The 26,652-nt window shown below is 60.7% G+C and carries 27 protein-coding genes and 3 tRNA genes; 21 read left to right on the forward strand and 9 right to left on the reverse strand.

Going from position 1 to position 26,652, the window contains the following annotated elements:
• The first annotated feature begins 2 nt into the window (after window positions 1-2).
• Window positions 3-521, forward strand: coding sequence for a hypothetical protein (locus ACTG2S_RS02885; RefSeq protein ID WP_040070048.1), 519 nt, complete (start codon window positions 3-5; stop codon window positions 519-521).
• Window positions 518-1,798 carry a sigma 54-interacting transcriptional regulator gene (locus tag ACTG2S_RS02890; RefSeq protein ID WP_005339807.1) on the forward strand — a complete coding sequence of 427 codons (1,281 nt, stop codon included), beginning with the start codon at window positions 518-520 and terminating at the stop codon, window positions 1,796-1,798. The genes ACTG2S_RS02885 and ACTG2S_RS02890 overlap by 4 nt, the downstream gene beginning before the upstream one ends.
• Window position 1,799: 1 nt before the next feature.
• Here the strand turns inward: ACTG2S_RS02890 and ACTG2S_RS02895 are convergent, their stop codons facing one another.
• Window positions 1,800-2,282: a DUF1097 domain-containing protein gene (locus ACTG2S_RS02895; RefSeq protein WP_005339809.1), complete on the reverse strand. Its 483-nt coding sequence runs from the start codon at window positions 2,280-2,282 to the stop codon at window positions 1,800-1,802.
• Between the two features lie 368 nt (window positions 2,283-2,650).
• Between ACTG2S_RS02895 and msrP the strand changes: the two genes are divergently transcribed.
• A complete protein-coding gene (msrP, locus tag ACTG2S_RS02900; protein ID WP_005356348.1) occupies window positions 2,651-3,652 on the forward strand; it encodes a protein-methionine-sulfoxide reductase catalytic subunit MsrP in 1,002 nt (333 codons plus the stop codon).
• Window positions 3,643-4,269: a protein-methionine-sulfoxide reductase heme-binding subunit MsrQ gene (gene msrQ, locus ACTG2S_RS02905; RefSeq protein ID WP_439981954.1), complete on the forward strand. Its 627-nt coding sequence runs from the start codon at window positions 3,643-3,645 to the stop codon at window positions 4,267-4,269. Before msrP ends, msrQ begins: the two co-directional genes overlap by 10 nt.
• Here the strand turns inward: msrQ and ACTG2S_RS02910 are convergent.
• Window positions 4,266-4,514 (reverse strand): PepSY domain-containing protein, encoded by a 249-nt coding sequence (locus ACTG2S_RS02910; RefSeq protein WP_013724184.1) that lies wholly within the window; start codon window positions 4,512-4,514, stop codon window positions 4,266-4,268. The two genes, msrQ and ACTG2S_RS02910, sit on opposite strands and share 4 nt — an antisense overlap.
• A 63-nt stretch (window positions 4,515-4,577) precedes the next feature.
• Here ACTG2S_RS02910 and ACTG2S_RS02915 point away from each other — a divergent pair, with 63 nt between their 5' ends.
• Genes ACTG2S_RS02915 through ACTG2S_RS02930 form a run of 4 tightly spaced genes read left to right on the forward strand, consistent with a single transcriptional unit; the run spans window position 4,578 to window position 7,443 of the window.
• Window positions 4,578-4,916, forward strand: a complete 339-nt coding sequence (locus ACTG2S_RS02915; protein ID WP_021231456.1) for a PepSY domain-containing protein — start codon at window positions 4,578-4,580, stop codon at window positions 4,914-4,916.
• A gap of 21 nt (window positions 4,917-4,937) precedes the next feature.
• Window positions 4,938-5,594, forward strand: coding sequence for a response regulator transcription factor (locus tag ACTG2S_RS02920; RefSeq protein WP_005339826.1), 657 nt, complete (start codon window positions 4,938-4,940; stop codon window positions 5,592-5,594).
• Complete coding sequence (locus tag ACTG2S_RS02925; RefSeq protein WP_005339828.1) at window positions 5,591-6,940, forward strand: sensor histidine kinase; 1,350 nt, start codon at window positions 5,591-5,593, stop codon at window positions 6,938-6,940. The genes ACTG2S_RS02920 and ACTG2S_RS02925 overlap by 4 nt, the downstream gene beginning before the upstream one ends.
• 41 nt (window positions 6,941-6,981) lie before the next feature.
• Complete coding sequence (locus tag ACTG2S_RS02930; RefSeq protein WP_005339830.1) at window positions 6,982-7,443, forward strand: hypothetical protein; 462 nt, start codon at window positions 6,982-6,984, stop codon at window positions 7,441-7,443.
• Window positions 7,444-7,525: 82 nt separating this feature from the next.
• On the opposite strand, the gene torA is transcribed toward ACTG2S_RS02930, so the two are convergent.
• Together torA and ACTG2S_RS02940 are read right to left on the reverse strand one after the other, a co-directional pair.
• Window positions 7,526-10,006 carry a trimethylamine-N-oxide reductase TorA gene (gene torA, locus ACTG2S_RS02935; RefSeq protein ID WP_439981956.1) on the reverse strand — a complete coding sequence of 827 codons (2,481 nt, stop codon included), beginning with the start codon at window positions 10,004-10,006 and terminating at the stop codon, window positions 7,526-7,528.
• A gap of 23 nt (window positions 10,007-10,029) precedes the next feature.
• Window positions 10,030-11,160, reverse strand: coding sequence for a NapC/NirT family cytochrome c (locus ACTG2S_RS02940; RefSeq protein ID WP_005339847.1), 1,131 nt, complete (start codon window positions 11,158-11,160; stop codon window positions 10,030-10,032).
• A 276-nt stretch (window positions 11,161-11,436) separates the two neighbouring features.
• On the opposite strand from ACTG2S_RS02940, the gene ACTG2S_RS02945 reads away from it, so the two are divergent.
• The 3 genes from ACTG2S_RS02945 to ACTG2S_RS02955 all read left to right on the forward strand — a co-directional run bounded on the left by ACTG2S_RS02945 (window position 11,437) and on the right by ACTG2S_RS02955 (window position 15,998).
• A complete protein-coding gene (locus tag ACTG2S_RS02945; protein WP_439981958.1) occupies window positions 11,437-13,404 on the forward strand; it encodes an ATP-binding protein in 1,968 nt (655 codons plus the stop codon).
• Between the two features lie 55 nt (window positions 13,405-13,459).
• A complete protein-coding gene (locus tag ACTG2S_RS02950; protein ID WP_047440341.1) occupies window positions 13,460-13,957 on the forward strand; it encodes a response regulator in 498 nt (165 codons plus the stop codon).
• Window positions 13,958-14,024: 67 nt separating this feature from the next.
• Complete coding sequence (locus ACTG2S_RS02955; protein ID WP_439981960.1) at window positions 14,025-15,998, forward strand: DNA topoisomerase III; 1,974 nt, start codon at window positions 14,025-14,027, stop codon at window positions 15,996-15,998.
• 40 nt (window positions 15,999-16,038) lie between these two features.
• Here the strand turns inward: ACTG2S_RS02955 and ACTG2S_RS02960 are convergent, their stop codons facing one another.
• Together ACTG2S_RS02960 and ACTG2S_RS02965 are read right to left on the reverse strand one after the other, a co-directional pair.
• The gene (locus ACTG2S_RS02960) at window positions 16,039-16,479 is read right to left on the reverse strand and encodes a DUF417 family protein (protein WP_439981962.1); all 441 of its coding nucleotides are present in this window, start codon (window positions 16,477-16,479) and stop codon (window positions 16,039-16,041) included.
• Window positions 16,480-16,492: 13 nt separating this feature from the next.
• On the reverse strand, window positions 16,493-17,026 hold the full coding sequence (locus ACTG2S_RS02965) for a carboxymuconolactone decarboxylase family protein (protein ID WP_439981963.1): 534 nt from the start codon (window positions 17,024-17,026) through the stop codon (window positions 16,493-16,495).
• Window positions 17,027-17,127: 101 nt separating this feature from the next.
• Here ACTG2S_RS02965 and ACTG2S_RS02970 point away from each other — a divergent pair, with 101 nt between their 5' ends.
• A complete protein-coding gene (locus tag ACTG2S_RS02970) occupies window positions 17,128-17,958 on the forward strand; it encodes a cupin domain-containing protein (protein WP_439981964.1) in 831 nt (276 codons plus the stop codon).
• Window positions 17,959-17,998: 40 nt separating this feature from the next.
• On the opposite strand, the gene ACTG2S_RS02975 is transcribed toward ACTG2S_RS02970, so the two are convergent.
• Together ACTG2S_RS02975 and ACTG2S_RS02980 are read right to left on the reverse strand one after the other, a co-directional pair.
• Window positions 17,999-19,354, reverse strand: coding sequence for a TrkH family potassium uptake protein (locus ACTG2S_RS02975; RefSeq protein ID WP_439981966.1), 1,356 nt, complete (start codon window positions 19,352-19,354; stop codon window positions 17,999-18,001).
• Window positions 19,351-20,004, reverse strand: coding sequence for a potassium channel family protein (locus ACTG2S_RS02980; RefSeq protein WP_005339863.1), 654 nt, complete (start codon window positions 20,002-20,004; stop codon window positions 19,351-19,353). The genes ACTG2S_RS02975 and ACTG2S_RS02980 overlap by 4 nt, the downstream gene beginning before the upstream one ends.
• A 127-nt stretch (window positions 20,005-20,131) precedes the next feature.
• On the opposite strand from ACTG2S_RS02980, the gene murB reads away from it, so the two are divergent.
• Entirely contained in the window at window positions 20,132-21,169 is a 1,038-nt protein-coding gene (gene murB / locus ACTG2S_RS02985) for a UDP-N-acetylmuramate dehydrogenase (RefSeq protein ID WP_439981967.1), read from the forward strand.
• Window positions 21,166-22,131: a bifunctional biotin--[acetyl-CoA-carboxylase] ligase/biotin operon repressor BirA gene (gene birA / locus ACTG2S_RS02990; RefSeq protein WP_100647047.1), complete on the forward strand. Its 966-nt coding sequence runs from the start codon at window positions 21,166-21,168 to the stop codon at window positions 22,129-22,131. Before murB ends, birA begins: the two co-directional genes overlap by 4 nt.
• Window positions 22,132-22,211: 80 nt before the next feature.
• Here birA and coaA read toward each other — a convergent pair whose 3' ends face one another.
• Window positions 22,212-23,150, reverse strand: a complete 939-nt coding sequence (coaA, locus tag ACTG2S_RS02995; protein ID WP_005339877.1) for a type I pantothenate kinase — start codon at window positions 23,148-23,150, stop codon at window positions 22,212-22,214.
• A gap of 263 nt (window positions 23,151-23,413) precedes the next feature.
• Between coaA and ACTG2S_RS03000 the strand changes: the two genes are divergently transcribed.
• From ACTG2S_RS03000 to rplK, 7 genes are all read left to right on the forward strand, one after another.
• Window positions 23,414-23,498 (forward strand) — tRNA-Tyr (locus tag ACTG2S_RS03000).
• A 38-nt stretch (window positions 23,499-23,536) separates the two neighbouring features.
• Window positions 23,537-23,611 (forward strand) — tRNA-Gly (locus ACTG2S_RS03005).
• Window positions 23,612-23,779: 168 nt separating this feature from the next.
• Window positions 23,780-24,964, forward strand: a complete 1,185-nt coding sequence (gene tuf, locus ACTG2S_RS03010; protein ID WP_005339879.1) for an elongation factor Tu — start codon at window positions 23,780-23,782, stop codon at window positions 24,962-24,964.
• Between the two features lie 53 nt (window positions 24,965-25,017).
• A tRNA-Trp gene (locus ACTG2S_RS03015) sits at window positions 25,018-25,094 on the forward strand.
• 60 nt (window positions 25,095-25,154) lie between these two features.
• Window positions 25,155-25,526 carry a preprotein translocase subunit SecE gene (gene secE / locus ACTG2S_RS03020; protein WP_005306322.1) on the forward strand — a complete coding sequence of 124 codons (372 nt, stop codon included), beginning with the start codon at window positions 25,155-25,157 and terminating at the stop codon, window positions 25,524-25,526.
• Between the two features lie 9 nt (window positions 25,527-25,535).
• Window positions 25,536-26,087, forward strand: coding sequence for a transcription termination/antitermination protein NusG (gene nusG, locus ACTG2S_RS03025; protein ID WP_005306318.1), 552 nt, complete (start codon window positions 25,536-25,538; stop codon window positions 26,085-26,087).
• 134 nt (window positions 26,088-26,221) lie between these two features.
• The gene (gene rplK, locus ACTG2S_RS03030; RefSeq protein ID WP_005339887.1) at window positions 26,222-26,650 is read left to right on the forward strand and encodes a 50S ribosomal protein L11; all 429 of its coding nucleotides are present in this window, start codon (window positions 26,222-26,224) and stop codon (window positions 26,648-26,650) included.
• Window positions 26,651-26,652 lie beyond the last annotated feature (2 nt).

Genomic DNA, 26,652 nt, shown 5'->3' on the forward strand with positions numbered 1-26,652 from the left:
CTATGAAGATACAACGCGTATTTCCAGCTCTGATGGCAGGGCTGCTCGCGGGTTGCTCCTTGCTGCCGCAACAGGCACAGCGGGAGTCCTCCGATATCGCTTTTGCCAAGCGGATGGAGTTTGCCAACAAGGAGATGCAGGTGCGTCTGCAATACTCCGACTGGCTGCTGGCCAGCCACCCCCAGCAACGGGTGCAGGAGCGTCAGCGTCTGAAAGGGGCCGACGATCTGGAGAGTCGGGTCAGTCTGGCGATGGTGGACTCCCACCCCGCCGAATCGGTGGCCAATCGCACCGCCGGTCTGGCGCGCCTGAAGCAGATGCTGCCCGAGCTGGGTCTCGATGCGCAGGCCTTTTTGCGCAGCTGGATCGCCCTCGGCGAACAGCTGCTGGCTCGCGACAGCCGTCGCGATGACCAGAGTCAGGAGATCCAGCGGCTGCGCCGCCAGATCGAGCAGCTGACCGCTATCGACGACCAGCTCAACCAGCGCAAGCTGAACGAGAATCGTGAGGTAATACCATGAGCCGGATCCTGTTGGTGGATGACGACGTCAGCCTGCTCAAACTGATGAGCATGCGGCTGCGCAGTCAGGGTTATGAAGTGGATACCGCCGACAGTGCGGAAGGGGCCCTCGACCGGTTGCGTCAGCAACGGGCCGATCTGGTGCTGAGCGATCTGCGGATGGCTGGCATGGACGGTCTGGCGTTGTTCGAGCGGATCCAGGCCCAGTGGCTGGGTTTGCCGGTGATCATCATGACCGCCCATGGCACCATCCCGGACGCCATTCAGGCGACCCGCTCCGGGGTCTTCAGCTTTCTGACCAAACCCATCAACAAGGATGAGCTGTTCGCCACCATCGAACATGCGCTGAGTCTGACGCGGCCGAAACAGCAGCAGGAGTGGCAGTCGCTGATCCTGACCCGCAATCCCCAGCTGGAACAGCTGCTGATCCAGGCTCACAGCATTGCCACCATGGAGGTGCCGGTGCTGATCATGGGGCCGTCAGGCTCCGGCAAGGGGGCGATGGCGCAGGCGCTGCATCAGGCCAGTCAGCGGCGCGACAAGCCGCTCCATACCATCAACTGCGCCGCCATTCCGTGGGCGTCACTCGACTTGCAGCTGTTTGGTGAAGATGGCCAGTCCGGGCTGTTCGAGCAGGCCAAGGGGGCGACTCTGTTTCTCGACGAGATTGGCAGCCTCTCCGAATCCCTGCAGGCCAAGCTGCTGCAGGTGATGGAGGAGTATGGTCAGGGCACGCCGGAGGTGCGGGTGCTCAGCTCCAGCCATCAGGATCTGGTCAAGGCGATGGAGGAGGGACGCTTTAGGGAAGATCTCTTCTATCGTCTCAACGTCGCCAATATCACCTTGCCGTCTCTCAGTGCCCGCAGCGAGGATATCCCCCTGCTGGCCCGACAGGCGCTCGACGATTACCGTAGCCGCCACAGCGACTGCGCCGCCATGGGTTTTTCGCCCGAATCGCTGGCGATGCTGGCGGCCGCTGCCTGGCCCGGCAACGTGCGCCAGCTCTGCAACGTGGTGGAGCAGCTCGCCAGCCTCTGTTGCAGCCCGGTGATCGGAGTATCCATGGTGGAGTCCGCCCTGAGCGGCGGTGGCGGTGGCATCCCCTCGTTCAACGAGGCGCGGGCCGAATTCGAGAAGGAGTATCTGATCCGTTTGCTGCGCACCACCGAGGGCAACGTGACCCTGGCGGCCAACATGGCGGGCAGAAACCGTACCGATTTCTACAAGTTATTGAATCGGCACGGTATCGAAGCTGCAAACTTCAAATCGAAGGGATAAATCAGGCGGGATCAACCACCGCCGGAGCGGCATCGGCTTTTTGAGTTTTATGGGAGAGCCAGAGGCCGCTCGCCTTCATCAGGTAACCGAACAAGGCGCCAATGATGAGGGAGGGCAGGATCAGCCGCCACTCGCCAGCCGCCCCGAAGGTGGCACAGCAACCGGCAAAGGTGCCGGGAATGTAGCCGAGCCACTGCTGCTTGGCCTGCACGCACATCAGGGTTGCGACTACCCCCGTCATCACATAACCCGCCACGCCCGCTCCCCACAGGCTGTCGCCATGGATCAGCAGCAGTGCCCACAGCATGCCGCTGGTGTTGCAGAAGATGGTCTGCAGCAGTGCCTTGTAGCCGCCGCTTGACGCGAAATAGCTGGTGCAGCCGAGAAAGCCGACCCAGGAGATAAGGCCGAACGCGACGGCAATCCAGCCCCAGACGGCGGAGAGAATTCCAGTGGTGATGGCGATGGCGATCAGTGGGCTCATGGGGCGACTCTTCAGTTGGCTTCGCAAAATGGGCAGCCTACCCCCGGCAATCGGGGCGGCAAGCGGGGGCCGAATTGTGTGTGATCTGCATCACCCTTTTCAACTCAGGAATACGCTTGCGCTCGCGAAAAAAATTCATTGGTGACCGGCCTGACAGTCGGCCATAGTTAGAGGCCCTGTCCTGCTCATGGAGTGAGTCTGATGGCGCCAAATGTGATCGTTCCCCTGCTGGTGTTCGTAGTCCTGTTTCTGGTCGGCACCATGGCCAAGGCACTGCCCCTGCACCACATGATGTAAATTTGTGTGAAATAAAAATCTGCCGGGGCGGGTCTTATCCATACTGCCTCACTCAGCCCCGGGAGTTTTTCATGTTGATCAAGCGTCGTACCGCCCACCCCCTTACCGAACAGGATGTCACCCCGGAAGCCGTCTATCAGGACCGCCGCCTTATTCTCAAAGGGCTGGGTCTGGGCGCAGCCACCCTGGCATTTCCCACTCAGGCCGGTGTACTCGATCTGCTGCGCGGTAAAGAGGATGCTCCCCAATTAGCCACCAAGCCGCTCAACAGCAAGCCTGCGGAGCGCCCGGCCAATCTGGTGCTGACACCGGAAGAGAAGGCAACCAGTTACAACAACTTCTATGAGCTGGGCACCGACAAGTCCGACCCGGCTCGCAACGGCCATTACCTCAAACCCGAACCCTGGACCCTCAAGGTGGAGGGGGAGGTGGCTAAGCCCTTTACCCTCGATGTGTGGGACCTCATCAACAAGAGCGAGCTGGAGGAGCGGATCTACCGGCTGCGCTGCGTTGAAGCCTGGTCCATGGTACTGCCCTGGAACGGCATCTCGCTGGCAGAGATCATCCGCCGTGCCGAGCCCACCAGTCGTGCCAAGTTTGTTGCCTTCGAAACCCTGTTTGATCCGAAACAGCTGCCGGGTCAGGCCTCCAGTCTGGGGGGCGGTATAGAGTATCCCTACGTCGAAGGGTTGCGTATCGACGAGGCGATGCACCCTCTCTCTTTCCTTGCGATGGGGCTCTATGGCAAGACCCTGCCCGCCCAGAATGGCGCGCCGATTCGGCTGGTAGTGCCGTGGAAGTACGGTTTCAAGAGCATCAAGAGCATCGTCTCGATCCGGCTGGTGGAGGAGATGCCGCCGACCACCTGGAACCTGCTGGCTCCCAACGAATATGGCTTCTACGCCAACGTCAATCCGCAGGTGGATCACCCGCGCTGGAGTCAGGCAAGCGAGCGTTTCATCGGTGAGGGCGGAGTGTTTGGCGCCAAGCGTCAGCCGACCCTGATGTTCAACGGCTATGGTGACGAAGTCGCCTCGCTCTATCAGGGGATGGATCTGCGCCAATGGTACTGAGATTGAAACCAGCCCATATCAGCGGTTTGCGGGCGCTGGTGCATCTGGGCTCCCTCGGCTTCCTGCTTTGGCTGGTTTTTGCCATTCCGGCAGGACTGCTGGGGGGGGATCCGGTGCCCGAGCTTATCCACTACCTCGGCAAGGGGGCGCTCAACCTGCTGCTGCTCACCCTGCTGGTGTCACCGCTGGCCAAGCGCTGGCGGCAGGGGCAGCTCATCAAGCTGCGCCGCCCCCTCGGGCTCTGGTGTTTTGCCTGGGCGCTGCTCCACTTTATGGCGTGGCTGGGGCTGGATCTGCAGTTTGACTGGGGCCTGATTGGCGGCGAGCTGGTCAAGCGCAGCTACATAGTAGTGGGGATGGTGGCACTGTTGCTGCTGGCCGCCCTCAGCATCACCTCGCTGCCCGCATTGCAGCGCCGCATGGGTGCCGCATGGCAGAAGCTGCACAACTGGGTCTATGCCATCGCCCTGCTGGTGCCGGTGCATTACTGGTGGTCGCTCAAGAGCGGTTGGGGGGAGCCTCTCATTTACCTGCTGCTGGCCTGCACCCTGCTCTGGCCGAGGCGGGAGAAGCTGCTGCGCCCCATGCGGGGACGCTGGAATGCAAAAGAGGCCTAATCGGCCTCTTGTTGTTTGATCTCGCCAGTGTAGGCATCGACGATGAGATGCACCTTCTGATCCTGGCGATTGAGGGTTTTGACCTCGAATTTGTCCCCTTCCAGCTCCACTTCCCGAATGTCGTGATACCCTTGCGCCAGCAGGAGTTTGACCAGCCCGGCCATGTCGAGACGGCTCTGGGCCGCCCAGCTTGTGGCACTCAACAGGCAAAGGATCAGCAGGAAACTGCGCGGGATCATATTCATTCCGGATTCATGGCTGGCAGACTATAAACGCCATTATGTTAGGTTTTTGGAGATGAATCATCCATGAATAGAGCGCTCCCTCTGCTTGGGTTATTGCTGCCGTTGCTGGCACAGGCGGTCACGCCTGATGAAGCCCAGCTGCAGCAAGCTGTCCATGAGGGACGGGTTCGGCCCTTCCATGAAATGATGGCGGTGGCGGCCAGATTGCCGGTGCGGGTGTTGCGGGTGGATCTGGGGGAAGAGGATGGTATCTGGCTCTATGAACTGCGAGTCATCGATCGGGAGAACAGCGTAATCAAGGTGGCCTATCGGGCTGACAACCTTGAGCTGGTGTGGGCCAAGGGCCACCATCTGGAGCGGTTGTTCGAACCGCCAAAGCCCCCGGTCGAGGATGATGAATAACCCCTGTGTGGAAGCCTGTTCATGCGAATTCTGATTGTTGAAGACGAAAAAATTCTGGCTGGCCAGCTGGCCGAACAGCTGCGCCTCTCCGGCTTTGTCACCGACCTCTGCCACGACGGCAACGAGGCCGGTTTCCTCGGTGAGACCGAACCCTACGACGCCATCATTCTCGACCTCGGCCTGCCGGGGCGCGATGGCCTGAGCGTGCTGAAAGAGTGGCGCAGCAAGGGGATCGATACCCCGGTGCTGGTGCTGACCGCCCGTGGCCAGCTGCACGAGAAGATCGAGGGGCTCAACGCCGGTGCCGATGACTACCTCACCAAGCCGTTCCAGGTGGCCGAGCTGGTAGCGCGGGTCCATGCACTGGTGCGCCGGGCAGCGGGCAACGCCAGCTCCATTCTGGAGATCGGCGGGGTGCGGCTCGACATGGCGGCGTCGCAGGTGTGGTACGAAGGGACTCCCATCAAACTGACCGCCCACGAGTTCCGGGTGCTCGGTTACCTGATGCAGCACAGGGGCAAGGTGGTGTCGCGCAGCGAGCTGATCGACCACATCTATGCTCAGGATTTCGACCGCGACTCCAATACCGTGGAGGTGTTCATCGGCCGGATCCGCAAGAAAACCAACCCCGATCTGATTGAAACAGTGCGCGGCCTCGGGTACCGGATCAACGAATGAGGCTGGTCAGAACCCTGCGGGGGCGACTGGTCGCCATCGCGCTGGTGTGGTGCGGGCTGTTTCTGTTCGCCACCGGTTTCAGCCTGCAGACCATGATGCGCAACTACTGGCAGGAGGCGGAGGCCGACGGTCTGCGCCTGCAGCTCTATGATCTGCTCTCCCGGCTGGAAGTGGCCAAAACCGGCCTGCCGGTGGTCACCGGCTCCCTCTCCGATCCCCGTTTCAATCAACCCTACTCCGGCTACTACTGGCAGCTGGAGCTGGGCCGCGATGTGGTGGGGCGCTCCCGTTCCCTGTGGGATACCAACCTGAAGAGCGATGGCCTCAAGTCCGCCTTTGGCGATCCCGACCTCTTCGTCGGCAAGGGGCCCAACAAGGAGCCCCTGCTGATCATGACCCGCACCGTGCTGCTGCCCGGTTCGGATCGGGTGTTCACTCTGGTGATGGCCAAGGACAGCAGTGCCCTGACCCAGACCCTCAACAAGACCCGCATCAGCCTGTTCCTCGGTCTCGGCTTTGCTGCCGCCGGTCTGGTGCTCGGCTTCATGTTCCAGATCGTCTACGGCTTGCGGCCGCTGCACCTGCTGCGCCGCGAATTGGGGCGGGTTCACGAGGGTCATCAGGAGGGGTTTCGGCTGCGCTATCCGCTGGAGATCCAGCCGCTGGTGGAGGATATCAACCGGCTGCTGCACCACTACGGCGAGCTGCTTCAGCGGGCGCGCTCCCACACCGGCAATCTGGCCCACGCTCTCAAGACGCCGCTCAGCATCATGCGCAATCAGGTGGCTCAATTGCCGCCGGAGGATCAGGCCGCCATCGGCGAGCAGCTCGACCAGATCCAGCGCCATATCGATTACCACCTCGGCAAGGCGCGGGTGACCGGCGCCGCCAAGATCCTCGGGGTCTCGACCCCGGTGCGGGCGCGGGTGGAGTACATCTGCCGCGCCTTCTCCCGCCTCTATCCGGGCAAGACGGTGGATCTGCAGGTGCCCGCCAATCTGGCGGTCGGGGTGGAGGAGCAGGACTTCGACGAGATGGTGGGCAACCTGTTGGAGAACGCCTTCAAGTGGTCAGCCAGCGAGCTGCGCATCTCCAGCGCCGAGCTGGGAGGCTGGATCACCTTGCGTATCGAGGATGACGGCCCCGGCATGAGCGAAGATCAGATCGCCAAGGCGGTGCTGCGCGGGGTGCGGCTCGACGAGAAGGTGCCGGGCTCGGGCCTGGGTCTCAACATCGTCTCCGATCTGGCTGAAGCCTATCGGGGCAGTTTCATCATGGGCCGCGCCGAACTGGGCGGTCTGGCCGCCTCCCTCTCGTTGCCCAAGGTGGCAAGAGTCGAGAGCTAGGCATAACATATGGCATTTGTTTTAGCCTGAGGAAGAGAAGCATGACCGACGATCCGTGGGCACTGTGTCACCTTGACGATTCGTTTGACGCCTCTGTGCTGGGGGTCAAGGGCGCCCAGATCCAGTGGTTTGAAGACAGGGATGGCCTGATCGCGTTCCTTCTGGAAGATTTTGTCGACCTGCTGGCCGATGTGGGCGAGCTGGACGAGGAGCAGACCGAGCAGGCGCGCGAGCGCTTCACCCTGTTGGTGGAGCAGAGCTTCGACGATCGCACCCTGATGGATGCCATCAACGATCTCGCCTCCGGCCTGCGCCGCATCGCCTGGTTGGGGCCGCTTTCGGAGCTGGCCGAGATCAGTGACGAGTTTGCCTCCGGCCTGCGCCGCTATTTCTGGAGCCAGTACGACGGGGACGAAGATGACCCGGACGCATGGGTGCCGGAAGAGCTGTGGCCGCAATTGGTGGAGTGCGCGCAGGAGTATATGGAGGAAGGGGAGTTCTAAACCCATCCCCATGCCTGCGCTTTGGCAGACAGATAAAGAAACGGCGCCTTGATGGCGCCGTTTTTATTGGGTGGCAATCGCCTTAGCCATTGGCCGGTACCGCGTGGGCGGTGTTGGCCAGCACAGGGCCTGTGTACTTCTCGATCTGCAGCTGGGCCATGTGGCCGCAGTTGCCTTGCGCCAGACTGGATGAGCCTTCGTCGAAGGTGAGGCAGTTGACGTTGCCGTTCTTGCAGATGCTGCCCGCTTCGCCCGGCTTGGCCGGGTCATACCAGGCCCCTTCGCAGATCCGCACCACCCCCTGACGCACATCTTCGGAGAGCAGGGCGCCCACCAGGATCTGGCCGCGCTCGTTGAAGGCGCGCACCAGATCCCCCTGGGCGATGCCGCGAGCCTTGGCATCGGCGGGATGGATCATGATCGCTTCGCGGTCGGCGATGGCGAACTTGTCCCGCAGTGGAGTGTTGTCGAGCTGGGAGTGCAGCCGCTGGGTCGGGTGGGAGGTGTTGAGCGACAGCGGATAGCGCGCCGCCACCTCGCTCTTCACCCACTCTTTGGGCTCATACCACTTGGGATGGCCGGCGCAGTCGGCATAACCCATCCCCGCCACCGTGTTGGAGAAGATCTCGATCTTGCCGGACGGGGTGCCGAGCGGGTTGAGCAGCGGGTTCTCGCGAAAATCGGCGTGACGGATCCACTGGCGGTTCGCTTCGGGGATCGGGAAGCGGATGTAGTTGTTGGATTCCCAGAACATGTTGAACGGCGGCAGCGCCACGCGGGCGCCGCGGGCCTGCGCTGCCATGCCGTCGTACATCTGCTTGAGCCACAGCATCTCGTCCTTCCCTTCTGTGTACTGCTCCTGCACGCCCAGCTTGGCGGCGATGGCGCTGAATATGTCGAAGTCATTGCGGGACTCGTGCTGGGGCGGCACGCACTGGTGCATCGGGAACACATAGCGCTGGGAGTAGTCGCCGCCCATCTCCAGATCGTTGCGCTCGTAGCTGGTGGTGACCGGCAGCACGATATCGGCGTGCTTGGCGGTAGCGGTCCAGTAAGGCTCGTGAACGATCACGGTCTGCGGCTTGCGCCACGCCTGCAGCAGGTTGTTGGTGTCCTGATGGTGGTGGAAGGGGTTGCCGCCCGCCACGTAGACCAGCTTGATGTCCGGATAGGTCACCTTGCGGCCGTTGAAGTCGATGGTCTTGCCCGGGTTGGCGAGACAGTCGGCAATGCGGGCCACCGGGATCGGTGCCGGGCTGTTCTTCGGTGCGTTGCCGGCGGAGATACCCGCCAGAATGCCGCCCTTGGCGGTGGGGCTGCCACCGGAGGAGTAGTGGTAGCTGAAGCCGTAGCCGCCGCCCGGCAGGCCGATCTGGCCCAGCATGGAGGCCAGCGTGACCAGCATCCAGTTCGGCTGTTCGCCGTGCTGCTGACGCTGCATGCCCCAACCGGCCATGATCATGGTGCGCTTGGCGGCCATGTCGAGGGCCAGCTGGCGGATCACCTTGGCATCGACGCCGCAGACGCTGCTCGCCCACTCGGCGCTCTTCGGTTGGCCGTCATCCTTGCCGAGCAGGTAGTTCAGGAACTTGTCGAAGCCGACGGTGTAGCGATCGAGGAAAGCCTGATCGTGCTTCTTCTCGCTGTAGAGGGTGTGGGCCACACCCAGCATCATGGCTACGTCGGTGTAGGCGTTCGGCGCAATCCACTCGGCGCCGACCAGCTTGGCGGTCTCGTTGTAGATGGGATCGATGCTGATGACGCGGGTGCCCTTCTCTTTCAGCTCCATGAAGCCGGCCTGACCTTCGTGATCCGGCATGTTCCAGCTGTTCTTCAGAGTTACTTGAGCGTTGACCCCCCACAGCACCACCAGTTCGGCGTTCTCCACCACGTTGGGCCAGGCGGTCTGCTGCTCGTACACCTCGATGGAGCCCATCACATGGGACATGATCACCTGAGCCGCACCGGTGGAGTAGTCACCGGCATAACCGGTGAAACCGCCGGAGAGGTTCATCAGGCGGTGCAGCAGGGTGCGGCTGTTGTGGAACATGCCGACGCTTTTCCAGCCATAGGAACCGGCGTGGATAGCCTGCGGGCCGAAGTCACTCTGAACCCGCTGGATTTCACCGGCCACCAGTTCGATCGCCTTGTCCCAGCTCACTCGCACCCACTCGTCGGCACCGCGCAGCTCGGGTTTGGCGCCCGGGCCATGCTCCAGCCAGCTCTTGCGTACCATGGGGTATTTGATGCGGTTCTTGGCGTGCACCTGGAACGGCGCCATGTCGATAAGATCGTTCGGCGCCGGATCATCGGCTACCGGCTGGACGCGCACCATGCGACCATCTTCGACGATCGCCTCGAAAGCACCCCAGTGGGCGCCGGTCAGAATGCCCTTCTGGGCGGGCACCAGAGTCGGGAACTGACTCAATGCGGTGCTGATGGCTTGTGCCAGCGCACTCTTGGGAAAAATGCCGCCGAGCAGGGGCAGGGCTGCGCAGGCGCCGAGCCCCTTGAGCAGGTTGCGGCGGGACAGATTGGTCTTCTTGTCATTGAAAAAAGTCATAACGGTTATCCTCTGTGCCAGCCTTAGTGGGCCGCGCTCATGTCACTGGCGTGTTTCTGGACATACTGGGTCAACATGCGAGCCTGTTCCGGGGTCAGGGAGGTACGAGATTCCATCCCCTTGATGACGCCGATCCACTGGTTGGCATTGAAGTGATCCAGCGCGGTGAGGCCGTGGCAGCCGGTACAGTTGTTGGACATCAGGGTGGAGGCGTATTGCCACAGCTTGCCCTGATCGCCGATGAGCTGGCTCTGGTCGACCCAGGCGGTCAGCTTGACCTGATGCCAGGTGAGGTTGGTGGCGCTGTCGGTTTCGCTCTGGCCGGTGACCAGCGCTTTCTTGGCGGCATCGCCGACCAGTACGCTGAGGATCCGTTTGCCCGGTGCGGCGTAGAATACTTCGCTCACACCATCCTGTTGCCAGCCTTCGATCTGCACCTTGGCGCGGCCGTTTTCGTTGGCCAGCACTTCCACCTTGGTGGATGGCATCAGGGTACCTTCGTCGGTCTTGGCTGCAGCATCGAGGAACAGCGGGGTGGTGGCGATGGCGTAGCGGGTGGTGACATTGGCCGGAGTCTGGGCCGCAGCCTGCGCCAGCTCGCTGGCACCGGCGGCAGCCAGGCCGCTCATGTCAGGCATGATGTGGGCGACACCACGGTGGCAGTCGATACAGGTCTGGCCCTCCTTGATGGCGACCGGGTGCTCGGCACGGGCATTGGGGCGTTGGGCCAGAATGTCCATCGCCTCGTAGCTGTGGCAGCTGCGGCAGGTGGCGGAGTCGTTGGCTTTCAGCTCGTCCCACACGGACTGAGCCATCCGCAGCTTGTGGGCTTCATACTTTTCCGGGGTGTCGAGCGTGCCGATCGCCTCGTGATAGATATCCTTCACGGCGCGGATCTTGGTCCACAGATAGGAGGTGGGGTCGCCCGGGATGTGGCAGTCGGCGCACTCGGCGCGGATCCCCTTGGTGTTCTGGAAGTGGACACTGCCCTGATACTCGGCGAGCGGAGTCTGCATGGAGTGGCAGGAGACGCAGAATTCGGTGGAGCTGGTCTTGTGCAGCACGGTCACGGTGACACCCAGTGCCGCGACACCCAGCAGGGCCCCGAGCAGCAGGAGCCAGAACCAGGTTTTTCTTATCAGTTTTCCAATCATGGCGGCGTTTTCCTACGGTCAATAATTACCTACATAGTACTAGTCCAATAGTAGTAGTAATGATAGGGATAAGGCGTTGACCTCCATCATGGTTTATATTTTTGATTGTTGTCACATTTTGTCTTTTGTTTTATTATTGGCACATTTATCGAATTAAATTCAGCTGTTTTCTGTTTTATCTATTTGTGCACTTTCCGCGACAGCTGTTAGCCCCCTCGCAAAACCCCACAAGATTCGCTGATATAGTGAGCAGTGAGCCTCAACGGAGTGTCGCTGATGAGCCCTTTCTCACTGCTGTGTGTCGCCGCCAACGTGCAACTGCTGGCCGAATTCGAACAGGAGTTGGCTCCGCTGCTCGGCCATTTCGCGTTGGTGGTGGTGGTCGGTCAGGGGTCGGCGGAGCTGGCCTTGGACGAGCTGGATCGAAAGGGGCAGCCACCCGCCGTGGTGGTGTGTGACAGCGAGCTGGGGGATGGGCGAGGGGCTGATTTTCTGATCCGCCTCGGCAGTCGTCACGAGGCGTGCCGCAAGATCCTGCTGGGCAGCCAGCCGGAGATGAAATCGATCATCGAGGCGGTCAATCTCGGTCGTCTCGACTACTACCTGCAACGCCCCTGGCGCGATGGCAGCCTGCGCCGGGCGGTGATCGAGCAGGCGAGCCACTTTGTATTGCAGCGTCCCGAGGCTGATCTGCTGAGCTATGCCGCCGTGCTCGACAACCAGAAGCTGCTGCGAGTCCACGTCGATCGCCAGTTGGCTGCCTATCGGCAAGGCTTTATGGATTACACCCACTGCAGCGATGAAGAGTTGTCGCGGGTGGTGATCGACGGCTTATATCAGTTTTTCGAGGGTAATGATGAGGAGCGGGTCTGCCGCCACTACAGTCCGGGCCATGTGCTGACCCGCGAGGGGGAGCCCAACAGCTTCCTCTGGTTTATCGCCAAGGGGGAGGTGGTGCTGCGCAAGCGGGACGAGCAGGGGATCGATCAGGAGGTGGTGCACTACCGTACCGGCTCGCTGGTGGGGGGCATGTCCTTCGTCACCGGCGAACCCGCCTTCACCACCGGCGTGACCCTGACCGGTGCCGAGGTGATCAAGCTCGACAAGCTGCAATTCTCCCGGGTGATGCAGGCGCGCAGCGAACTGCTCCCCTCCTTTACCAACCTGCTGCTGCGCCACTTCAACCGCCGTCTGCAAAACAGCATCCGCACCGAGATGCGGCTGCAACAGACCCTCAACTCACTCGATGCCGCTCACGCCCAGCTGGTGGAGAGCGAAAAAATGGCGATGCTGGGTCAACTGGTGGCCGGTGTCGCCCACGAGCTGAACAACCCGGTGGCGGCCATTATCCGTGGCAGCGAGACCCTGCGGGCCGCCATCCCCGATCTGGTCAATCTCGAGCTGCCAGCAACCATCAAGGGGCTGGGCAACCAGACCCTCTGTCAGGCGCTCTCCTCACAGCCGGTCTCGACCAGCGAGATCCGTGACAAGACCCGGCAGGCTGAGGGGCGCTTTGGTGATCGCCAGCAGGCGCGGCTGGCGGTGCAGATGAATCTGGATGACGAGCTGAACTGGCAGCGCTGGTTTGCCAGCCGTACCGCCGCTGAGCGGGAGGCGCTGCTCTCCCGGCTGGAGCTGTTCCAGCAGACCGGCAGCTTCCTGCGCAATATCGAGGTGTGCGCCCGCCGCATCGGCGATCTGGTCAAGAGCCTCAAGCAGTATGCCCGGCAGGATCGGGCCGAGCCCTCGCTGGTGGACCTGCACGAGGGGCTGGAAGATACCCTGATGATTTTCGAAAACCGCCTCAAGCATCATGAGCTCTGCAAGGAGTACCAGCCGCTGCCGCTGGTGCGCTGTCACCCCATCGCCCTGCAACAGGTGTGGACCAACCTGATCGCCAACAGTCTGGATGCCATGAGCGGCCCGGGGCGACTCACCATCCGTACCGGATTGCTGGATCCCGAGTGGGTCATGGTGGAGATAGAGGATAGCGGTTGCGGCATCGAGCCCGAGCTGTGGCAGCGGATCTTCGATCTCAACTTCACCACCAAGCGGGAGGGCCATTTCGGCCTCGGGATTGGTCTGAGCGTTTCGCTGCAGATAGTTCAGCAGCACCACGGCCGGATTGAGGTGGCCTCCGAGCCGGGCCGTTACACCCGGATGCGGGTCTGTCTGCCGCTGGATGGCATGGGGCAGGCCGGTTACGGGGGCGAACCTCATCACAACAAGGAGCATGCGGCCTGAGCCGTCGCCAGCATCAATCGCGCGGCGTGCCAAACCATGTCGCCAAGGAGGAGCAATGAACAAACACTATCTGATCCTGTGTGTGGACGATGAGCGTGAGGTGCTGGATGCGGTGATCCATGATCTCGCCCCATTCCGTTCCCACTTCGAGCTGGAGGCGGCCGAGAGCGTCGATGAGGCGCGAGCGGTGGTGGAGGAGTGGGAGCACGACGGCAACAAGCTGGCGCTGATCCTCTGTGACCACATCATGCCGGGAACCCTGGGGGTCGATTTTCTGGTGGAGCTGAACCGGCGAGCCTCCACCCGTGCCAGCCGCAAATTGCTGCTGACCGGACAAGCGGGGCTGGAGGCCACCGTTGAGGCGGTCAATCGTGGCGGGTTGCACTACTACCTTGCCAAGCCGTGGAAGCTGGAGATCCTGCAAGAAGCGGTGCGCGAACAGCTGACCGACTACCTGCTGGCGGAAGATGGCGAAAATGCCTTCCACTATGCGCCGCTGCTCAATCAGGCGCGGCTGTTTGCCGCCATCCACGATCACCCGTTCGACGAATAGGGGCAGTTGGGCTTTCGCGGTGGCAGTTGTATACTGTCTGCATATACAGTATTGCAGGTAGCCACCGATGCGACTCTTTATCGCCGAGAAGCCCACGCTGGGCCGCGCCATTGCCGATGCCCTGCCCAAGCCCCACAAGAAGGGCGACGGTTTTATCGAAACAGCCCAGGGGGATGTGGTCACCTGGTGCATCGGCCATCTGCTGGAGCAGGCCGAGCCCGATGCCTATGACGCCGCCTTCAAGCAGTGGCGGATGGAGCATCTCCCCATCATCCCCGCCCAGTGGCAGCTGGTGGCCAAGCCCAAGACCAAAACCCAGCTCACCGTCATCAAGCGGCTGATCAAGCAGGCCGACTGCGTGGTCAACGCCGGTGACCCGGACCGGGAAGGGCAGTTGCTGGTGGACGAGGTGATCGACTTTCTCGGCTACCCGAAGACCAAGCCGGTGCAGCGCTGCCTCATCAGCGATCTCAACCCGCCTGCGGTGCGCCGCGCCCTCGACAAACTGAGGGACAACAAGGAGTTCGTACCGCTGGCGGTCTCGGCGCTGGCCCGCAGTCGGGCCGACTGGCTCTACGGCATCAACATGACCCGCGCCTATACCCTGCTCGGCCGCAAGGCCGGTTGTAGCGAGCTGCTCTCGGTCGGTCGGGTGCAGACCCCGCTGCTGGGGCTGGTGGTGCGGCGGGATCTCGAGATCGAGGCCTTCGTGCCTAAACCCTTCTACGAGGTGCTGGCCCATCTGCTGACCGATAGCAACGAGCGCTTCACCGCCAAGTGGCTGCCATCGGAAGCCTGCCTGCCGTGGCAGGATGAGGAGGGGCGGGTGCTCAATCGGGCGCTGGCCGACAAGGTGGTGAACCGGATCAACGGCCAGCCCGCTCAGGTCGAATCGGTGGAGGAGCAGGCCCGCAAGCAGGCGGCGCCGCTGCCCTATAACCTCTCCAGTCTGCAGATCGATGCCGCCAAGCGCTTCGGCATGGATGCCAAGCGGGTGCTCGACATCTGCCAAAGCCTCTACGAGCGTCACAAGCTCATCACCTATCCGCGCTCCGACAGCCGCTATCTGCCGACCGACCACTTCAAGCGGGCCGAGCAGGTGCGCGGTGCCATCGCCGCTACAGCGCCTGCACTGGCCAAGGCGGTGAGCGAGGCAGACGGCAAGATCCGCAGCAAGGCGTGGAACGACAGCAAGGTGGATGCCCACCACGCCATCATCCCCACCGAGAAGCAGGGCAACCCCGCCACGCTGGGGGCCGACGAGGCGAAGCTCTATGGCCTGATTGCCCGCCAGTATCTGCTGCAGTTCTATCCCCTGTTCGAATACAACGACAGCAAGGTGCTGCTGCGCATCGCCGGTGGTCTGTTTCAGGCCAAGGCACGGCGCATTCTAAAAGCGGGCTGGAAGGCGCTGCTCGGGGTGGAGGAGGATGACGACGAAGAGAAGGCGGGCACGCTACCCGCGCTGAAGGAGGGCGAACAACTGTTCTGCGAGCGGGGCGAACTGCAGGAGAAGATGACCCAGCCGCCCAAGTCGTTCACCGATGCCACTCTGCTGGCGGCAATGACCGGCATCGCCCGCTATGTGCAGGATCCCGAGATCCGCAAGACCCTGCGCGACACCGATGGTCTCGGCACCGAAGCGACCCGAGCAGGCATTATCGACCTGCTGTTCAAGCGCCGCTTTCTGGTGCGTCAGGGCAAGAGCATCAAGGCGACCCCGACCGGGCGCGCGCTGGTGCAGGCGCTGCCTGCTACTGCCACCACGCCGGATATGACGGCGCTGTGGGAGCAGAGCCTCGGCCAGATCGCCGAGCGCCACGGCAGCTACCAGCAGTTTATGGGGCCGCTCACAGATCAGCTCAACGGCCTGATTGAAGGGGCGCGGCAGGACTCCGGCGCCAGCTTCAGCGCCCTGCCCAAGGAGGCGCCGGGTGCCGGCAAGCGGCGTTTTACCAGGCGCAAGAGTCCGGCGGCCAGCACGACTAGCGGGCCCCGACCGCGCAAGACGACCAGCAAGCGCCAGACCAGTGCTGCATAACGAAAAAAGGCGCCCATCCTGGGCGCCAAAGGCATTGTTGTCAGGCTGCCTGAGCGGACAAGCTGGCACGGATCCTGTGCTGGTAGTGCAGAACCACACCGAGAAACACCAGATCCTTGAACAGGAAGAACTCGGTGACTGGCACGCCGTCAACCATCTTCCAGACACCTGTCAGGGTCAGCAGGAAGCTCAGCGTCGCCAGGAAGGTGACGATAGCCCCCATGCTGCACCAGTAACCGATGCGAGGTTGCCATAGACCCACGACCAGTCCGATGGCGATCACTATCTCGACCACCCCGATCAGGTTCGATACGTTCTGTTCCGACAGGGGGCCATAGAGCCAGCTCATCAAGGGGTGGCTGGCTACCAGTGGTTTGATGGCGGCTGCCTCTGTCGGGGTAAACTTGAAGACGCCGATCCAGAGCAGGGTCAATACCACGCCCGCCAGAGCGACCAGAAAGCCTTTGTCATGTTGCTGCATGGGGGCTCCTTGTTTAAGGGGTCAGAGTGACAGGCGGGAAGTCGATCTCGGTCGCCGCCAGGTGGTTGCCATAGTTGGTCAGGGTATTGACCACCACCTGGCCGAGCACCTCCAGCAGCAGCTCATCATCTACGCCTGAGGCACGGGCGCTAGCAAGCTGCTCGTCACTGATCACCCCGCGCTGACTGACCAGCGCTGTTGCCAGTTGCAGCAGGGCGTGATCAAGGGGAGCCGAGGCCTGGCCGAGTCGGGCAGCCCGGATCTCCTGGGCCGAGAATCCGGCCTTGCCCGCGAGCAGTGTGTGGGCAGACAAACAGTATTGGCAGGCGTTGGCTTGACCTATGGCCAGTGCCAGCAACTCCCGTTGTGGGGCAGTGAGACGCCCCTTGCCAAGCGCCTCGGCAAAGGCCAGGAAACCATTGAGCAGGGCTGGCGAGTGGGCCAGGGTGGCGTAGAGGTTGGGCACCATACCCAGATTGCGGTGCAGGGTGGCCAGGGTCTGGGCGGCTGCGGGTTGCGGTTGGGATACGGGTTGGATACGGCTCATGATCTTCTCCTGTGGTAGTGAAGGTACGGGAGACAGTGTGCCGTTATTCGTGATACGGTTTATCACTCATCGTCTGCAAATAAATACTATTCGTCTCAAATATGGATCCGCTCTCTGCCCTGTTGGTTCATGCCTCCCCCGAAGCCAAGATCTTCTTCGCCGGCAATCTGTGCCAGAACTCCTCCAGTGATGATTACCCGAGTGGTGGACATCTTCATCTGCTGCGCAGCGGTGCCGTCATGCTGCGTGAAGAGGGGGGAGCCAGCGTGCTGCTCGAGGAGCCGACCCTGATCCTGTTCCCTCGGGGACGTCCCCACAAGCTTGAACCCAGAACGCTGGGGGGTTGTGATTTGGTGTGCGCCAATGTCGCATTCGGCAAGGGGGGCGCATCGCCGTTGCAACTGGCATTACCGGGCTCGCTGGTGCTGCCGCTAAGGGAGTTGCCTGCCCTGACGTCGGTGCTGAACCAGTTGTTTGATGAGGCGTTTCACCCCCGCTACGGGCAGGATCCGCTGATCTCCCGCTTGCTGGAGGTACTGTTGATCCTGCTGCTGCGTCATCTGGTCGAGCAAGGGGTGTGTCAGCAGGGGATGCTGGCAGGTATTTCCGATCCCCAGTTGGCCAAGGCGATCTCGGTGATGCATCAGCGTGGGGATGAACCCTGGACGGTGGCCACGCTGGCGCAGGAGGCCGGCATGTCGCGGGCCCGCTTTGCCGCGAGGTTTCAGGAGCGGGTTGGTCAAGCGCCGCTTGGTTATCTGACCCACTGGCGCATGGCGCGCGCCTGCCAGCAACTGCTGGCGGGGGAGCCCATGGTGCAGGTGGCGCTGGGGGTGGGGTATAGCAGCAGTGTTGCCTTTGGTCGGGCATTCGAGCGTGAGCTGGGGGTGAGCCCGGGGCGCTGGCTCAAGTCGCAACAACAAGCCGAATAAAAAACGGGGCAGCCAGTGGCTGCCCCGTGTTCATAACCGGTCAGCCGGTGTAGACGTTCTCTTCCGGATAACGGATGCGGGTCTCGACCGGGCGGGCCAGCATAAAGGCCAGGGTGAGGGGGCCGAGACGGCCGCAGATCATCACAAGCACCAGGATCAGCTTGCCCGGCTCGCTCAGGGAGGCGGTGATGCCGGTGGAGAGGCCGACGGTGGCAAATGCCGAGATGGTCTCGAACATGATTTTGTCGAACGGCAGATCCTCGGTCACCATCAGCAGGAACATCGCCAGCATCAGCACCATGGTACTGACGATGATGATGGCCAGCGATCGGGTCACGATCTGGGGCGACAAGGTGCGGCCAAAAGCGGTGACATGGGGTCGTTTGGTCAGAAACGCCTTGGTCGCCAGCAGCACAACCGCGAAAGTGGTGACTTTGATACCGCCACCGGTGGAGGTTGCACCGGCACCGATAAACATCAGCATCATCAGGAACAGCAACGCCGCCGGGGTCATCAGCCCGATATCTATGGTATTGAAACCGGCGGTACGGGCACTGGCAGATTGGAAAAAGGCCGCCAGCAGCTGGCCACCGATACCTGCCTTGCCGAGGGTGCCCGGGTTGTTGTGTTCCAGCAGCCAGAACATCAGGGTACCGGCCAGCAGCAGCGCCGAGGTCATCAGCAGCATCAACTTGCTGTGCAGCTTCAGCTTTCGCCAGCGGCGGTTGCGCACCAGATCGACGATGACGGTAAAGCCGATCCCCCCGAGGATCAGCAGACCGGCGATGGTCAGGCTGATGATGGGGTCGTCCCTATAGTCCATCAGGTTGTTGGCAAACAGCGAAAACCCGGCGTTGTTGAAGGCCGAGACCGCGTGGAAGAAGCTGACATAGAGGCCGTGCACCCACCCCATCTCGGGCACCCAGCGGATCGCCATGATGCCGGTACCGATCAGTTGGGCGATAAAGGCGAATAGGACGATCCGTTTGACCAGCTGGATGATGTTGACCGAGCCTTCCTGTCCCAGCGCCTCCTTGGCCAGCACCTGCTGGCGCAGACCGACCCGCTTGCTGAAGATGGCGATCAGCAGCAGGGTCATGGTCATCTGGCCCAGACCGCCGATCTCCATCAGCATCAACAGGAAAATCTGCCCCTGCAGGGTGAAGGCAGTGCCGGTATCCACCACGCCAAGACCTGTCACGCTGATGGCCGAGGTGGCGGTAAACAGGGCGTTGACGAAGGTAACCTCGCCATTGTGGCTGGAGGGTTGCACCAGAAAGATGGTGCCAATCAGCAGAATGATCAGAAAGCTGCCGAGGATCAGCCGGGCTTCGCTCCAGCGAGAGTCCTGCTCCCGATGGAGGGCGAAGGCGTAGCTGCTGCGCCAGTTGATCATAGGGTTTCGAGCCAGTGGTCGATGGCGTGCTTGTTGCCCGCCAGGATCAGGATGTCGCCCAGTTGCAGCTCCATCTTGCCGGTCAGCACGTTGTGCAGCACATCACCACGCTTGATGGCGAGCAGCTGGAAATCGCTCTGTTGCAGCAGGTGGAAGTCGCCTAGTTCCCGGCCGTTCTGTTGCAGGCCGATCACGAACTCGGTCAGCACCATGTCGTGGCCCAGCTCCAGATAGTCGAACAGCCGGTTGTCCAGCATGCTCTGGGCGACCCGGCGGCCCATGTCCCACTCCGGGTTGATCACCTTGTCGGCGCCCACTTTCTGCAGGATCTTGGCGTGGAACTTGTCGCGCGCCTTGACCCACACCTTCTTCACGCCCGCCTCTTTCAAGACGAGGGTGGTGAGGATGCTGGTCTCCAGGTTGTCACCGATGGCAACGAAGACGATATCGAAATTGGCCAGACCCAGCTCGGCCACGGTAGCCTCATCGGTGGCATCCGCCACGATAACGTGATTGCAGAGGGCGGCGATTTGCCGGGTCTTGCTCTCGTCGATATCGATGGCCAGTACTTCGGCATCTTGCCGTTGCAGCTCTTCGCACAGCGCGCTGCCAAACAGGCCCAGGCCGATGACGGCAAACTGGTTGTTCATGAGTTGTTCCTCAGCAGTTGAAGTCGCCTACTCTAAACCACTGCTATTCCCCCGAAAAGGGCTCGGGTTTTTCGTGATGGGGTAACTTGAGGTAGACTGCGCCCTTGCACCAAGCCGGGATAGACCGATGAAACTGAATGCCAACGCCTCCTTGTTGAAGCTCAACACCCTTGCCCTCGATGCGTACTGCCTCTGGCTGGCCGAGGTGGAGCAGATTGCCGATCTGGCGACCCTGCGTGCCGATCCACAGCTCAACCAGTTGCCACGCCTCAATCTGGGCGGCGGCAGCAACATGCTCTTCACCACCGATTTTCTCGGCCTGGTGGTGCTCAACCGGCTCAAGGGGATTACCGCTGAAGATGGTGGCGATCACTGGTTGCTCCATGTGGCGGCGGGTGAAGATTGGCATCAGCTGGTGCGTCATACCTTGCAACAGGGCTGGTTCGGGCTGGAGAATCTGGCGCTCATTCCCGGTACGGTCGGTGCAGCGCCGGTGCAGAACATCGGTGCGTATGGCGTTGAGCTGGCCGACTTCTGCGCCTATGTCGAGGCGTTCAACTGGCAGAGTGGCGAGATTGAACGGATCGCGGCGGCAGAGTGCCGCTTCGGTTATCGCGACAGCATCTTCAAACACGAGTATCAGGATTCCCACCTGATCACCGCCGTCGGGCTCAAACTGCCCAAGGCGTGGCAACCTGTGTTGGGCTATGGCCCACTGGCGGCGCTCGGTGACGCGCCTTCGGCGCAGGCCATCTTCGATACCGTCTGTGCCACCCGCATGGCCAAGTTGCCGGATCCCGCCGTGCTCGGCAATGCGGGCAGTTTCTTCAAGAATCCGGTGGTGCCTGCCGCGCTGGCGGAGAATCTCAAGGTGCGCTATCCGCAGATGCCCTGCTATCCGGCCGGAGAAGGGCAGGCCAAGCTGGCTGCGGGCTGGCTCATCGATCAGTGCGGTCTGAAAGGTTTCGCCATCGGCCGCGCCGCTGTTCATCAGGAGCAGGCGCTGGTGCTGGTCAATCTGGGGGGCGCCAGTGCCATGGAGCTGATCGCGCTGGCGGCTCATGTCCGTGACAGCGTGGAGCAGACGTTCGGCGTGGTGCTGGAGCATGAGGTGCGTTTTATGGGGGCGCACGGTGAAACCTGGCTCGACGAGGTGCTCTCATGACGTTGACTCCCATCAGACAGACCCTGATCACTCTGCTTAGCGACGGCCAGTTTCACTCCGGCGAACAGCTGGGTGAGCAGCTCGGCATCAGCCGGGCTGCGGTAAGCAAACACATGGCGGCGCTCAAGGAGCTGGGGCTGGATCTCTTTAGCCTGACCGGTAAGGGCTACCGGCTGGCGGTGCCGATGGCGCTCTATGATCAGGCTACCTTGCAGGCACTGGCCCCGATGGCGCCGGTGCACTGTTTTCCGGTCATTGGCTCGACCAACCAACACCTGCTTGATCGGGTCAATGAGCTGCGCTCTGGCGAGAGCTGTCTGGCCGAGTGTCAGACAGCCGGGCGCGGTCGTCGTGGCAAACCCTGGATTTCGCCGTTTGGTTGCCAGCTGATCCTCAGCATGTACTGGCGGCTGGAACAAGGCATGGCGGCGGCCATGGGGCTGAGTCTGGCGGTCGGCGTGGCAGTGGTTGAAGCGCTGGAGTCCCTTGGTTATCAGGGGGTCGAGCTCAAGTGGCCGAACGACCTCTACTATCAGGGCCGCAAACTGGCGGGGATACTGGTGGAGATGAGCGGTAGCGCCGGCGCCAGCTGCCATCTGGTGATCGGCATCGGTCTCAATCTGGCGATGCCTGCCCGCGAAGGGGAGAAGATCGATCAGGCCTGGGCCGAGCTGCGCCACATCAATCCGGAACTGGTGGATCGCAATCAGCTGGCAGCCCGGATGATCGTCCATTTGCAGCGGGCGCTGCACACCTTTGAGCAGCAGGGGCTGGCAAGCTTTGTTGATGAATGGAACCGGCTCGATCACTTTGCCGGTCGCCCGGTGCGCCTGCTGATGGGGGATCAGGAGATCCGTGGCATCGCTCGTGGTATCGACGATCGCGGCGCCCTGCGACTGGAGACAGCTGAAGGGATCAAATTCTATCTGGGCGGCGAACTCTCCCTGCGCCGGGGCGACTGAGGGTCAGCAAGGCCGCTCATGATACAAAACAGAAGAGGGGGCCCGCGGGCCCCCTCTTCGTTATCCGGCAACCGCCGTCATCATTTGCGCAGCTTGATCTGCTCGATGGCGTGCTCATGGCCCTTGGTCATGATCAGGTTGGCACGCTCACGTGTTGGCAGGATATTCTCTTGCAAATTCAGATAGTTGATATCTTGCCAGATGTTGCTGGCGATCTGGGTCGCCTCACTCTCCGCCAGCTTGGCGTAGTTATGGAAGTAGGAGTCGGGATCCGAGAAGGCGCCGCTGCGGAATTTCAGGAAGCGTTCGATATACCAGGTACGCAGCAGTTCGGCATCGGCATCCACATAGATGGAAAAGTCGACGAAGTCCGACACGAAGACCCGATGGGGCTCCTGAGGGTAATCCATGCCGCTTTGCAGCACATTGAGCCCTTCCAGGATCAGGATGTCCGGCTGCTCCACCACCTTCTTCTCATCGGGAATGATGTCGTAGATAAGGTGGGAGTAAACCGGCGCTTCGACCTTCTCGTGACCGGCGCGGATGTTGGCGACAAACTCCACCAGATGGCGGATGTCGTAGGATTCCGGGAACCCCTTGCGGCGCATCAGGCCGCGCTCTTCCAGTACCTTGTTGGGATAGAGGAAGCCGTCGGTGGTGACCAGTTCTACCCGCGGGTGTTCCGGCCAGCGCTCTAGTAGGGCCTGCAGAATACGGGCCGTGGTGCTTTTGCCCCCCGCCACGCTGCCGGCAATGCTGATGATATAAGTGCCCTTGCCGCGGGACTGGCCGAGGAACTGCTCCAGCACCCGGCTGCGGCGCTGTTTGGCTTTGACATAGAGATTGAGCAGGCGGGAGAGAGGCAGATAGATCTCTTCCACTTCCCGCAATGACACCTTCTCGTTGATCCCGCGCAGGGTCTGCAGATCGTGTTCGGTCAGGGTCAGGGGGACCGAATCGCGCAATAACGCCCATTGTTCGCGGGTGAATTGCAGATAGGGGTTATGCTCTGTCGTCATGGTGTCATCACTGTTTCTTGGGCACGGCGACCATACACCAAGGGTGGGGGAGCGACAAGGGACGCAGCAGGATTGGCTTGTTTGCCCCCGCTTTTTTGCAAACTTCCCAGCAATAAAGCATATTTTGCCGGGTTCAATGGTTGCATCCCCCAAAACCTTACAATAAAATGCGCGACGCTTGACTGTCTGTCGTCTATTTGCCGTGCAAAAGCGATAAACACAACGGGTGCAAGCAGAATTACCGTTGTGACAATCTGGCGTCTGGAGGGGTTCCCGAGCGGCCAAAGGGATCAGACTGTAAATCTGACGGCTCTGCCTTCGAAGGTTCGAATCCTTCTCCCTCCACCATATTTCTCTGCGGTTTGAGTTCTTTGGGTTAGAGAAATGCGGGCATCGTATAATGGCTATTACCTCAGCCTTCCAAGCTGATGATGCGGGTTCGATTCCCGCTGCCCGCTCCAAGATGCTGATATGGCTCAGGCGTTAGCAGAGCCGCACCCTAGGGTGAGCTCGGCAAGCGAACCAGCCATCAGTACCTCTCTCTTTCCCACCAGATTCAAATCCATCATATAAACTGTTCTGTGGTTAGCTTGCCACCGCGTACTCAGCGTTAGTTTAGAGGGACGATCATGTCTAAAGAAAAATTTGAGCGTAATAAACCGCACGTTAACGTGGGTACCATCGGCCACGTTGACCACGGTAAAACCACCCTGACTGCAGCTATCACCAACGTGCTGGCCAAGCACTTCGGTGGTAAAGCTTTCGCCTTCGACCAGATCGACAAGGCACCGGAAGAGCGTGAGCGTGGTATCACCATCAACACCTCCCACGTAGAATACGACACCGCTACCCGTCACTACGCTCACGTAGATTGCCCGGGTCACGCCGACTACGTTAAAAACATGATCACCGGTGCTGCCCAGATGGACGGCGCGATCCTGGTAGTAGCTGCGACTGACGGCCCGATGCCGCAGACTCGTGAGCACATCCTGCTGGGTCGTCAGGTTGGTATCCCGTACATGATCGTGTTCATGAACAAGTGTGACATGGTTGATGACGAAGAGCTGCTCGAACTGGTTGAAATGGAAGTTCGTGAACTGCTGACCGAGTACGACTTCCCGGGTGATGACCTGCCGGTAGTTCGTGGTTCTGCACTGAAAGCGCTGGAAGGCGACGCTCAGTGGGAAGAGAAGATCATCGAGCTGGCTGGCCACCTGGATACCTACATCCCGGAGCCGGAGCGCGCGATTGACCAGCCGTTCCTGATGCCTATCGAAGACGTATTCTCTATCGCTGGCCGTGGTACCGTAGTTACCGGTCGTGTAGAGCGCGGTATCGTTAAAGTAGGTGAGACCGTAGAAATCGTTGGTATCAAAGATACCGTTTCTACCACCTGTACCGGTGTTGAAATGTTCCGTAAGCTGCTGGACGAAGGTCGTGCAGGCGAGAACATCGGCGCGCTGCTGCGTGGTGTTAAGCGTGAAGACGTAGAGCGTGGTCAGGTACTGGCCAAGCCGGGTTCTATCAAGCCGCACACCAAGTTCGAATCTGAAGTGTACGTACTGTCCAAAGAAGAAGGTGGTCGTCATACCCCGTTCTTCAAAGGCTACCGTCCGCAGTTCTACTTCCGTACTACCGACGTGACCGGTACCATCGAACTGCCGGAAGGCGTAGAGATGGTAATGCCGGGCGACAACATCAAAATGGTTGTTACCCTGATTGCCCCGATCGCGATGGACGACGGCCTGCGTTTCGCTATCCGTGAAGGTGGCCGTACCGTAGGTGCCGGTGTTGTAGCCAGCGTAATCGCTTAATCTTTGGCTTACATAAATAAAGCAAAGCCCCTATAATAGGGGCTTTCTTGTGTAGGGGCGTAGTTCGAATTGGTAGAACAGCGGTCTCCAAAACCGATGGTTGCGGGTTCGAGTCCTGCCGCCCCTGCCATATACCTCGTCTCGTACGGGGCTTTTGTGTCTTTGGTTACGTCAGATACAGGTGGGTTGTATGAGTGTTAGTTCTGAGAGCCAGGGCGGAAGCAAGGATACCCTGCTTTGGGGCCTGGTTTTCATTATCCTGGCGGCCGCTGTAGTGGGTAATTACCTGCTCAACGATGTTGTCGCTGCCGTCCGCGCCCTGGGTGTGGTCGTTGTCATTGCTGCTGCTGGTGCAGTAGCCCTGCAAACCACCAAGGGAAAGGCAACACTGGCATTCGCCCGTGAGTCTCGCCTGGAAGTCCGCAAGGTCGTATGGCCGACCCGTCAGGAAGCCATTCAGACAACCCTGATTGTGCTGGCGGTGACCGCCGTGATGGGGCTGCTGCTGTTCGTTCTGGACGGTGCCTTGGTCTGGTTGGTCAACCTGATTACCGGTGTGTAAGGATAAGCCATGACTGAACAACGTGAACAACGTATGAGATGGTATGTCGTGCAGGCTTTTTCCGGCTATGAAGGCCGTGTAGCCAAGTCCCTGCGTGAACATATCAAGATGCATGGCATGGAAGACATGTTCGGTGAAGTACTGGTCCCGACCGAAGAAGTGGTCGAGATGCGTGCTGGCCAGAAGCGCAAGAGTGAGCGCAAGTTTTTCCCGGGTTATGTCCTGGTCCAGATGATCATGGATGAAACCACATGGCACCTGGTGCGTAACGTACCGCGTGTCATGGGCTTCATCGGCGGTACTTCCGACCGTCCGGCACCGATCTCCGACAAAGAGGCCGATGCCATCTTGAACCGTCTGCAGGATGCCCACGACAAGCCGCGTCCGAAAACCCTGTTTGAACCGGGTGAAATGGTGCGGGTTGCTGATGGTCCGTTTGCAGACTTCAACGGTACCGTTGAAGAGGTCGATTATGAGAAGAGCCGCGTGAAGGTCTCTGTACTGATCTTCGGTCGTTCTACTCCTGTTGAACTGGATTTTGGTCAGGTCGAAAAAGGCTGATTGAATTCTGTACGTTTAACGGTTGTCAGGGGCAGCGAATATCTCTATAATTCGCTGCCCCTTTATTAGTTGGGGAGCCGTTTGCAGGAGCAAGTCTCCGAGGCGCTAGAACCCATTTTTGAGGTATTTTCCTAATGGCTAAGAAAGTCACAGCTTATATCAAGCTGCAGGTTGCTGCTGGTGCAGCCAACCCGTCTCCTCCCGTTGGTCCTGCACTGGGTCAACACGGTGTTAACATCATGGAATTCTGTAAGGCGTTCAACGCTCGTACAGAGAAGCTGGAAAAAGGTTCACCGACTCCGGTCGTGATCACCGTTTACAGCGACCGTTCCTTCACCTTCGAAACCAAGACTCCGCCTGCTTCCTTCCTGCTGAAGAAAGCTGCTGGCATCAAGTCTGGTTCTTCCAAGCCGAACAAAGACAAGGTTGGTAAGGTGACCGTTGCTCAGCTGCAAGAAATCGCCAAGACCAAAGAGCCGGATATGACTGGTGCCGATCTGGATGCAAAAGTACGTTGCATCGCAGGCTCCGCTCGTTCCATGGGTCTGGTAGTGGAGGATTAAGA

Origin of the sequence: Aeromonas sp. 82P (genome assembly GCF_051919365.1) — a bacterium.
In the GTDB taxonomy this organism is placed as follows: Bacteria; Pseudomonadota; Gammaproteobacteria; order Enterobacterales; family Aeromonadaceae; genus Aeromonas; species Aeromonas veronii.

Coding starts and splice junctions, on each gene's coding strand:
- ACTG2S_RS02925 (WP_005339828.1), top strand. CDS start 5,591: ATGAGGCTGGTCAGAACCCTGCGGGGGCGACTGGTCGCCATCGCGCTG.
- ACTG2S_RS02975 (WP_439981966.1), bottom strand. CDS start 19,354: ATGATCAACTGGCGCAGCAGCTACGCCTTCGCCCTCCATCGGGAGCAG.
- rplK (WP_005339887.1), top strand. CDS start 26,222: ATGGCTAAGAAAGTCACAGCTTATATCAAGCTGCAGGTTGCTGCTGGT.
- ACTG2S_RS02885 (WP_040070048.1), top strand. CDS start 3: ATGAAGATACAACGCGTATTTCCAGCTCTGATGGCAGGGCTGCTCGCG.
- ACTG2S_RS02915 (WP_021231456.1), top strand. CDS start 4,578: ATGAATAGAGCGCTCCCTCTGCTTGGGTTATTGCTGCCGTTGCTGGCA.
- msrP (WP_005356348.1), top strand. CDS start 2,651: ATGTTGATCAAGCGTCGTACCGCCCACCCCCTTACCGAACAGGATGTC.
- tuf (WP_005339879.1), top strand. CDS start 23,780: ATGTCTAAAGAAAAATTTGAGCGTAATAAACCGCACGTTAACGTGGGT.
- nusG (WP_005306318.1), top strand. CDS start 25,536: ATGACTGAACAACGTGAACAACGTATGAGATGGTATGTCGTGCAGGCT.
- coaA (WP_005339877.1), bottom strand. CDS start 23,150: ATGACGACAGAGCATAACCCCTATCTGCAATTCACCCGCGAACAATGG.
- ACTG2S_RS02965 (WP_439981963.1), bottom strand. CDS start 17,026: ATGAGCCGTATCCAACCCGTATCCCAACCGCAACCCGCAGCCGCCCAG.
- ACTG2S_RS02960 (WP_439981962.1), bottom strand. CDS start 16,479: ATGCAGCAACATGACAAAGGCTTTCTGGTCGCTCTGGCGGGCGTGGTA.
- ACTG2S_RS02945 (WP_439981958.1), top strand. CDS start 11,437: ATGAGCCCTTTCTCACTGCTGTGTGTCGCCGCCAACGTGCAACTGCTG.
- murB (WP_439981967.1), top strand. CDS start 20,132: ATGAAACTGAATGCCAACGCCTCCTTGTTGAAGCTCAACACCCTTGCC.
- secE (WP_005306322.1), top strand. CDS start 25,155: ATGAGTGTTAGTTCTGAGAGCCAGGGCGGAAGCAAGGATACCCTGCTT.
- ACTG2S_RS02910 (WP_013724184.1), bottom strand. CDS start 4,514: ATGAATATGATCCCGCGCAGTTTCCTGCTGATCCTTTGCCTGTTGAGT.
- ACTG2S_RS02940 (WP_005339847.1), bottom strand. CDS start 11,160: ATGATTGGAAAACTGATAAGAAAAACCTGGTTCTGGCTCCTGCTGCTC.
- msrQ (WP_439981954.1), top strand. CDS start 3,643: ATGGTACTGAGATTGAAACCAGCCCATATCAGCGGTTTGCGGGCGCTG.
- ACTG2S_RS02950 (WP_047440341.1), top strand. CDS start 13,460: ATGAACAAACACTATCTGATCCTGTGTGTGGACGATGAGCGTGAGGTG.
- ACTG2S_RS02930 (WP_005339830.1), top strand. CDS start 6,982: ATGACCGACGATCCGTGGGCACTGTGTCACCTTGACGATTCGTTTGAC.
- ACTG2S_RS02955 (WP_439981960.1), top strand. CDS start 14,025: ATGCGACTCTTTATCGCCGAGAAGCCCACGCTGGGCCGCGCCATTGCC.
- torA (WP_439981956.1), bottom strand. CDS start 10,006: ATGACTTTTTTCAATGACAAGAAGACCAATCTGTCCCGCCGCAACCTG.
- ACTG2S_RS02970 (WP_439981964.1), top strand. CDS start 17,128: ATGGATCCGCTCTCTGCCCTGTTGGTTCATGCCTCCCCCGAAGCCAAG.
- ACTG2S_RS02920 (WP_005339826.1), top strand. CDS start 4,938: ATGCGAATTCTGATTGTTGAAGACGAAAAAATTCTGGCTGGCCAGCTG.
- ACTG2S_RS02895 (WP_005339809.1), bottom strand. CDS start 2,282: ATGAGCCCACTGATCGCCATCGCCATCACCACTGGAATTCTCTCCGCC.
- ACTG2S_RS02890 (WP_005339807.1), top strand. CDS start 518: ATGAGCCGGATCCTGTTGGTGGATGACGACGTCAGCCTGCTCAAACTG.
- ACTG2S_RS02980 (WP_005339863.1), bottom strand. CDS start 20,004: ATGAACAACCAGTTTGCCGTCATCGGCCTGGGCCTGTTTGGCAGCGCG.
- birA (WP_100647047.1), top strand. CDS start 21,166: ATGACGTTGACTCCCATCAGACAGACCCTGATCACTCTGCTTAGCGAC.